Annotated in this window: 9 protein-coding genes; all 9 read left to right on the top strand. The window is 47.4% G+C overall.

Annotated elements, in window-relative coordinates:
- Positions 1-195: hypothetical protein (locus Q0101_RS06700; RefSeq protein ID WP_297943513.1), on the top strand; the 195-nt coding region annotated here is incomplete at its 5' end.
- A 318-nt stretch (positions 196-513) separates the two neighbouring features.
- Positions 514-1,443: an MlaD family protein gene (locus Q0101_RS06695; RefSeq protein ID WP_291937273.1), complete on the top strand. Its 930-nt coding sequence runs from the start codon at positions 514-516 to the stop codon at positions 1,441-1,443.
- Positions 1,444-1,445: 2 nt separating this feature from the next.
- The gene (locus Q0101_RS06690) at positions 1,446-2,009 is read left to right on the top strand and encodes a hypothetical protein (RefSeq protein WP_297943510.1); all 564 of its coding nucleotides are present in this window, start codon (positions 1,446-1,448) and stop codon (positions 2,007-2,009) included.
- Positions 2,006-2,560, top strand: a complete 555-nt coding sequence (gene ruvA / locus Q0101_RS06685) for a Holliday junction branch migration protein RuvA (RefSeq protein ID WP_291937267.1) — start codon at positions 2,006-2,008, stop codon at positions 2,558-2,560. The genes Q0101_RS06690 and ruvA overlap by 4 nt, the downstream gene beginning before the upstream one ends.
- Positions 2,561-2,583: 23 nt before the next feature.
- A complete protein-coding gene (locus Q0101_RS06680) occupies positions 2,584-3,615 on the top strand; it encodes a D-alanine--D-alanine ligase (protein WP_297943505.1) in 1,032 nt (343 codons plus the stop codon).
- A gap of 59 nt (positions 3,616-3,674) precedes the next feature.
- On the top strand, positions 3,675-3,893 hold the full coding sequence (locus tag Q0101_RS06675) for a type II toxin-antitoxin system Phd/YefM family antitoxin (protein WP_177389042.1): 219 nt from the start codon (positions 3,675-3,677) through the stop codon (positions 3,891-3,893).
- Positions 3,883-4,614, top strand: coding sequence for an alpha/beta hydrolase (locus Q0101_RS06670; protein ID WP_297943502.1), 732 nt, complete (start codon positions 3,883-3,885; stop codon positions 4,612-4,614). Before Q0101_RS06675 ends, Q0101_RS06670 begins: the two co-directional genes overlap by 11 nt.
- 536 nt (positions 4,615-5,150) lie before the next feature.
- Positions 5,151-5,282 carry a hypothetical protein gene (locus Q0101_RS06665; protein WP_297943499.1) on the top strand — a complete coding sequence of 44 codons (132 nt, stop codon included), beginning with the start codon at positions 5,151-5,153 and terminating at the stop codon, positions 5,280-5,282.
- Between the two features lie 190 nt (positions 5,283-5,472).
- Entirely contained in the window at positions 5,473-7,233 is a 1,761-nt protein-coding gene (gene murF / locus Q0101_RS06660) for a UDP-N-acetylmuramoyl-tripeptide--D-alanyl-D-alanine ligase (protein WP_297943496.1), read from the top strand.
- Positions 7,234-7,245: the final 12 nt, after the last annotated feature.

Raw genomic sequence — 7,245 nt, 5'->3', positions numbered from 1 at the left:
GCAAGCAGGTCTACCGCCCAAACCCCGCCTAGATCACTACGCGTTAGAAGCGGCGAGATTTTATTTTTAAACAAAGCTTTGCTGGTTAAATTTAATAAATTTTATTTCAAATTTGACCGCAAAATTCCAAAGCAAGTCCTCGTCGTGAAATTTTACCGAACGATAAGGCATAAAATTTTAAAATTTAGGCCTTAGCGGCTCAATCGAAATTTTAAAATTTAGGCGGGTCGTATTTAAGGGCGCATTTATTGGATAGCGCTTTTAAATTTTAAAATTTTGACGAGCAAGCGGCGTTAAATTTAAATCGGGGCGGTAAAATTTTACGCTAAAATACGGCGCGGCGATATTTTGAAATTTCAAAATGCACGCTAAGCTTTAAAATTTAAACTCAGATGATTCTGCAAATTTTGCGACTATTTGAGAAAGTGCTAAGTTTTAAAATTTAAGCCCAAATGGCTATTTTAAGGCATATCGCAGGGCTTAAATTTTACGCTCTGAAATTAGGAGAAAAGATTGGAAAATAGAACTTCATACACGATAGTAGGCGCATTTGTTATGATCTGCGTCGCGGCTCTTACGGCATTTATGTGGTGGATGCTTACAAAGACTGATCGCAGCGAGAGCTACCGCTCCTACTATATCCACACAAAAGAGCTTCCCGTAGGCATTAAGGAGAATTCCGAAGTTAAATTTATCGGCGTAAATGCGGGCATCATCAAAAGCATCGACTTTGCCGATATCGAAAATGCGATTATTGAGATTGAAATTTCGGTAAAAAGCAAACTGCCGATCTCGCAAGATAGTGTCGCTAAGGTAGAATCTCAAGGCATAAGCGGAATCGCGTTTATAAATATCACGAAAGGAAGCGGTAAGCTTTTTCCGCCGAATGATAAAAAGCCGATAATTGCGCTGGATAAAACGCTTCTTGATAAAATCGGCTCCAAAGCCGAAGTTATCACCGATAGCGTGAGTGAGATGATCTTTAAGATTAACGGGCTGTTGTCTAAACAAAATACCGATAAAGTGGATAGAATTCTATCTTCGATGGATAAATTTAGCGCTGAGCTAAGTGATGAGAAAAAATTCCAAAGCTTAGACGCGCTTCTTGCTAACGTAAATACTCTCATAGCAAATTTAAACGAGCGCGAGAAGGAGCTAGACGCGCTGCTAGATAATCTAAACGCCTTTGCCGTGAGTGCTGCCAATCTATCGAATTCACTGGATAAAACCGCAGGTATCATCACTAAGCGTATCGATCGCGGCGAGTACAATCTAAAAGCGATCTTGGATCCTACACTTGAGGAGGCAAAAAACACTCTTGGTGAGCTAAAAAAATCGCTTAGAGAATTCCAAGGCGCGATGTTTAGGCTAGAGGACAATCCTTATGATTTCTTTTTCAAAGACACTTCTAAAGGCGCGGATCGCGACGATAAAAAGGAATAAAGATGAAAAATTTTATAAAGTTTACGCTTGCTGCGACGCTGGCGGCGATATTTTTAGGAGGCTGCTTAGCCAAGCAGGCTAAGCCATACACCTACTACGAGCTGCGTTATGATCAAAAGCGTTGCGTAAATCCTAGCGGTACGCGCAAAAATATCTTTATCGACACCATCACGGCGACCGATCTTGTAGATAGGCGGGATATTTTAATAGTGGATTTTAGAAACCGAACGCGGTTCGCAAGCGACGCCAAATTTATCACGATGCCTAGCGAAATGGTATATAAAGCGCTGCTAGATGCGGCATTTTCCACCTGCTCGCTAAATCCGATCTTCGTGCCAAAAGAGCGGGATTTGCGCCTAAAAACCAGTATCGTAGCGCTTCAGGTCAATAACGATCAAGCAACCGTCACGATGGGATATGAAATTTTAAATTCTTTAGAAAGCATAAAATCCGGTATCGTCACTAAGCGCGTTTTCGTGCCTGATCCTAGCTCGCAAAGCATTTATAATGCCCTAAATTTAGCGCTTAATGAGAGCATAAACGAAATTTTAAAGGCTCTTAGATGATAGCGGCGATCGAAGGAATTATCACGCGCAAAGAGCCCACTGCTTGCGTCATTAAATGCGCTAGCGGCGTAAGCTACGCTCTTTCATTGTCATTAAATACCTCCGCGAAGCTCACGCAGGGCAAGCTGACCGAGCTTGCGTGCGTGCAAATTCTGCGCGAGGATGCCGATTCGCTGTATGGGTTTTTAGACGAGAGTGAAAAAAGGATGTTTGAAACTCTAATCAAGCTTAGCGGTGTAGGTGCAAGCACGGCGATGGCGGTTTGTTCGACGCTCGCTCCGCAGGATTTCGCGCGTTGCGTAGCTACGGGGGATGCTGCGACGCTAACTTCAGTTCCGGGCATCGGCCCAAAGACCGCTAGACGGATCATTGCCGAACTAGGCGATGCGAAGCTAATGGAATTCGGTCCTAGCGAGACTTATAAAAATGAAGCGGCGTCCGCACTACAAAGCCTTGGATTTAAGCGCGATAAGATCAATCAAATCTTAGCGGGATGCAGCAGCACAAATACGTCAGATCTTGTCAAAGAGGCGTTAAAAAAATTAGCGTAGAAAATAAAATTTGAAGGAAAGCAATGAAATTTGGCTTAGTTTTTGGAGCTCAAAGCTACGAGCACGAAGTAAGTATCATCTCGGCAATTGCCGTCAAAAATGCCCTAAAAGGCTGGGACTTGGAGTTTGTATTTTGCGATAAAAATCGTAAATTTTACCGCATCGAGGATAAAAATATGCGCGCGGCGTATTTTAAACAAGGTGGCTATGCTAAAGCAAAAGAGCTTAGCATCGGTGCAGGCGGATTTTTTGAGAGCGGAATGTTTAGCAAAAGCATGCTAGAAGTCGGCACATATATCAATCTAATCCATGGCTGCGACGGCGAGGATGGCAAAATGGCAGCGCTATTTGAGTTTTTTGGCATCCCTTATATCGGACCTCGCATAGAAGCTAGCGTTCTAAGTTATAATAAAATTTTAACCAAGCACCTAGCCGCAATCGCAAATGTAAAAACCCTGCCGTATGAGATCGTAAATCGTACTAGCCTGCCTAATTTTAATTTTCCGATCATCGTTAAGCCTGCTCATTTGGGCTCTAGCATCGGAATTTCGATAGCCAAGAACGAAAGCGAGTTTAGCTACGCGCTGGATCAGGCTTTTGAGCTAGACGACAGCGCGATCGTAGAGCCGTACTGGGAAAACGTAAAGGAATTTAATCTCGCAGGCGCTAAAATAGACGGCAAAATCGTATTTTCAAACATCGAAGAGCCAAAAAAAGAGGGCTATTTAAATTTCGATCGTAAGTATTTGGATTTTTCGCGTAGTGGCGCGATCGAGCCCGCTCGTCCTGGCGCTTTGCTAGAGGGCAAGATGAAAGACGCCTTTACGCGGCTTTATAACGCAGGATCATTCGATGGCGCGCTCATTCGCTGCGATTTTTTTGAAAAAGAGGGCGAAATTTATTTAAACGAGATAAATCCGAACCCGGGTAGTCTCGCAAACTACCTATTTGATGATTTCTCCGAGGTCTTAGCAGCTCTTGCTTCGTCGCTGCCGCCGATGAGGCAGATCCCTGTAAGCTACGAGCTGATCACCAAAATCACCGCTAATAAATAGCCAATCGTTTAAAATTTTACGCTAAATTTTGCGTAAAATTTTACCCCAAAGGTCAAGTCATGATAAATCAAGACGAAATTTACACCGCTACCGAGATCGTGCGCAACTTCAGCACTGTTTTAAACAAGATCAAAAATCAAGAGATTAAAAAAGCCCTGATCGTCAAAAATAACAAATTCGAAGCCGTGATGATCAGTATGAGCGAGTTTGAGCGGCTCGAAAAAGCAGTCGAGCTACTCAAGGCCGTTTACGCCAAAAGGAGCGGCGGTGGCGAGTAAGGAGCTCGTCTGCGGCGGCGAGAGCTACAAAATCAGCTACGAAATTTCAAACCTGCAGTGCGAGCAATACATCCTGATCCTGCACGGCTGGGGCGCAAACAAGGCGCTTATGTCTCGGGCTTTTACGGATAAATTCCGCCGTTACGCGTTAGTGTGCGTCGATCTGCCGGGATTCGGCGCAAGCTCGCAGCCCGCGCGCGCCCTTGGCAGCGAGGATTACGCGGAGATTATGCGCGCCTTTATCGCGGCTTTGGGCAGGCAGCCTGCAGCGATCATGGGGCACAGCTTCGGCGGCAAGATCGCTGCATTGCTAGCTCCGCGCAATCTCATACTGCTAAGCAGCGCCGGTATCATCGAACCCAAGCCCTTTGTCGTGCGCGCTAAAATCGCGATTTTTAAAATTTTAAAAAGACTTGGACTGGCGGGGCTTTGGCGCGCGTTTGCGAGCAAGGATGCCGCAGGTATGAGCAAGACGATGTATGAGACGCTAAAAAACGTCGTAAATGAGGACTTCCGCGACATTTTTTCCGCGCTAAGCCCGCAAAATGCGCTCATCTTTTGGGGCAAGGACGATCGCGCCACTAGCCTAAAAAGCGGCGAGCTGATCCACTCGCTCGTCAAAAACAGCAAATTTTATCCGCTGGCGGGGGATCACTTTTTCTTTTTGCAAAGCGCAGATTTTATCGGCGAGCAGATCGAAAAGGAGCTTGGCGGCAGCTAAATTTAACGATTTGCGCCGCGCTAAATTTAAAACAAGACGCGATTTTGTATAAAATTTTAAAATTTAGCCATGAAATTTTAGCGCCGCTAAAAATCGCGCTTTAGTTGCAAAAACAGATCGCGCGAATGTAAGAGCGAGGTATAGTTTTAAAACGTTTTATTGCGGCGGCTTTAGTCCGGCTTATCTTGCGGCGCGCGTTTTAAAATTTTGCAATCTGTTTGCGCCAAAGATCGCAAACCGAAGCGTAAATTTAAATTATAAAGCCGCGCACGTGCGCCACATATTTAAAATTTAGCGGCGCAAAATCCGCTCTTTGGGCGCGCAGTTCAAAACGCAAAGCTCAAATTGCGGCGTGCCGCGTTAAATTTTAAAATTTTACGCCGTAGCGGATTGTTTCTGCTATGCGCTCGCGATTGCGGCAGCCGTACATGATGCGGCGAAACCGCGTGTACACTGCAAAGCGGACAATTAAATTTAGTTGCAGGTCGCATAATCGCGTCATGTATTTACCGCGACACAAGGTCTATGCGCCGTAAATGATGCAAATCATCGCGCGAGATAGGGCTCGATGTCGCAAGATACGCAGCGTGCGAAAATTTCAGGTCGCGAAAGATAGATACGGCGCGGTATCGAAAACGCAGGCACAGCGCGGCGGTAAATTTATCTAGCGCGGCTCGTGCAGCCAACGCGAGCGCGAGAATTTATGAGAGCGCAAGTTTGCAAAAATAGAATTTGCAAAGCGAGAATTCGTAAAATTTACAAATGAAGCCGAATGCCGGTTGGCCCGAGCTCGCCGCGTTTTTGCCCGCACAGCCTCGCAAGGCGAGCGCGTAAATTTATAAAAAGGAATTTCAAAAGATGAATATAATATTTTTGATCGCGCACGCGGCATTCGTCCTACTGCTGGGCTTTTATCTGATCACCTGCCTACAGTGGTTTTCGTACAAGCCCGCGCGCATCATCTTTCACTTCACCAAACCCGCGTGGCACCTCTATTTTTTGATTTTGCCGTTAGCGGCGTATTTTGGCTGCGAGATCGCGGCGAGCCTCTGCGCGGCTAAATTCGGCGCCGCGCCCCTCTATGCCTTGCACGTCGCTAAAATTCTAATCGTCGCAGCCTACACACTCGCGCTGTGGCTTTGGCAAAAAGGTCTAGATAAAAAGCTCGTCTTTACGCCGCGCGTGAAGCGATTTTTTGCGATTTTGGCGGTTTGTGTGTTTAGCTTTAACGCCGCATTTTATGCCGCGGGGGGGCCGATTTTGCCGATCTTTTTACCGCTTGGCGCCGCTCTTGCGGCGAGCTTTACTTACGAGCGGGCGCAGGCTGCGAGATTTAAGACCGCCGCGCGCAAAAAACTAGCCCAGGTGCCCTCCCTTACGATCATTCAGATTACCGCGAGCTACGGCAAGACGAGCATTAAAAACTTCTTGTATCAAATTTTAAAAAGCGACTTTCGCTGCTACAAGACGCCGCGCTCGGTAAACACGCTGGCAGGGCTCGTGCGCGACATAAACGAGGCACTACCCGCAGATACGCAGATATATATCGCCGAAGCAGGCGCCAGGCTAAGCGGCGACATCGCCGAGATTACCGAGTTTTTGGCGCCGCAGATCGTCGTCGTGGGCGAGATCGGCGCGCAACACATCGAGTATTTCAAAAGCATCGAAAACATCCGCAAAACCAAGCTCGAAGCGCTCACAAGCGCGCGGCTAAAGCATGCATTTTTGCACAGCTCCACGCAAAAAAGCGCGGACGAGCGCGTCACGATCTACGACGAGGGGCTGGAAATTTGCGGCGCGGATCTGGACGGTATAAAATTTAGTCTTAGCTTGAGCGAGAATGAAAGCGGTGCTAGCGGTGATATTTCCACGCTGCATGCAGACACATCCGCCGCAAGCGAGGAAAATTCCATATCGGGCGCGGAAACATACGTCGTAGAGGGCGCGGGGCGGGGTAGCTTGGACTTAGATGGTGTGTCTGAAGGGCAAAGCGGCTTGGACTTTAGTGCGGATAGTGCATCCAAAGAACAGGGCGCAGAGCAAAAAGAGTGCGGTACGGAGCAAGAAAAGCAGAAAGATCAAAAGGGGCAGGGAACGCAAGAGGGGCGAACTGGCGAGAGATATGAGTTTTTCGCGCCGATTTTGGGCAAATTTAACGCTGCAAATCTCGCCGCGTGTATAAAGATCGCGCGATTTTTGGGGCTTAGCGCAGATAAGATCAAAAGTCGCGTCGCGCACATCGGCGCCGTCGAGCACCGCCTCGCGCGGCTCGATGCGGGCGGCAAGATCATCATCGACGATAGCTTCAACGGTAATCTAAGCGGCATGCTGCAAAGCTACGAGCTGATGCGAAGCTACGGCGGTCGCAAGGTCATCATCACGCCGGGCATCGTCGAGAGCACGCGCGAGGACAACGAGACGCTCGCTGCCAAAATCGATGAAATTTTTGATCTCGCGATCATCACGGGCGAGCTAAATTCCGAGGTGCTGCAAAGCAAGATCGACCCCGCAAAGACTATCGTTTTGAAAGATAAGCGCGATCTGCAGCGGGTTTTGAGCGAAAATACGCACGGCGGCGATCTGATTTTGTTTTCAAACGACGCGCCGAGCTTCATTTAAGCGGCTTTGGCG

It is taken from the genome of uncultured Campylobacter sp., assembly GCF_937921625.1.
GTDB lineage: Bacteria > Campylobacterota > Campylobacteria > Campylobacterales > Campylobacteraceae > Campylobacter_B.
This window is presented reverse-complemented; position numbering and strand designations above follow the sequence as displayed.

Excerpts from the sequence above, each read along its gene's own strand:
- Q0101_RS06665 (WP_297943499.1), top strand. The coding sequence starts at position 5,151 with ATGATGCAAATCATCGCGCGAGATAGGGCTCGATGTCGCAAGATACGC.
- murF (WP_297943496.1), top strand. The coding sequence starts at position 5,473 with ATGAATATAATATTTTTGATCGCGCACGCGGCATTCGTCCTACTGCTG.
- ruvA (WP_291937267.1), top strand. The coding sequence starts at position 2,006 with ATGATAGCGGCGATCGAAGGAATTATCACGCGCAAAGAGCCCACTGCT.
- Q0101_RS06675 (WP_177389042.1), top strand. The coding sequence starts at position 3,675 with ATGATAAATCAAGACGAAATTTACACCGCTACCGAGATCGTGCGCAAC.
- Q0101_RS06690 (WP_297943510.1), top strand. The coding sequence starts at position 1,446 with ATGAAAAATTTTATAAAGTTTACGCTTGCTGCGACGCTGGCGGCGATA.
- Q0101_RS06680 (WP_297943505.1), top strand. The coding sequence starts at position 2,584 with ATGAAATTTGGCTTAGTTTTTGGAGCTCAAAGCTACGAGCACGAAGTA.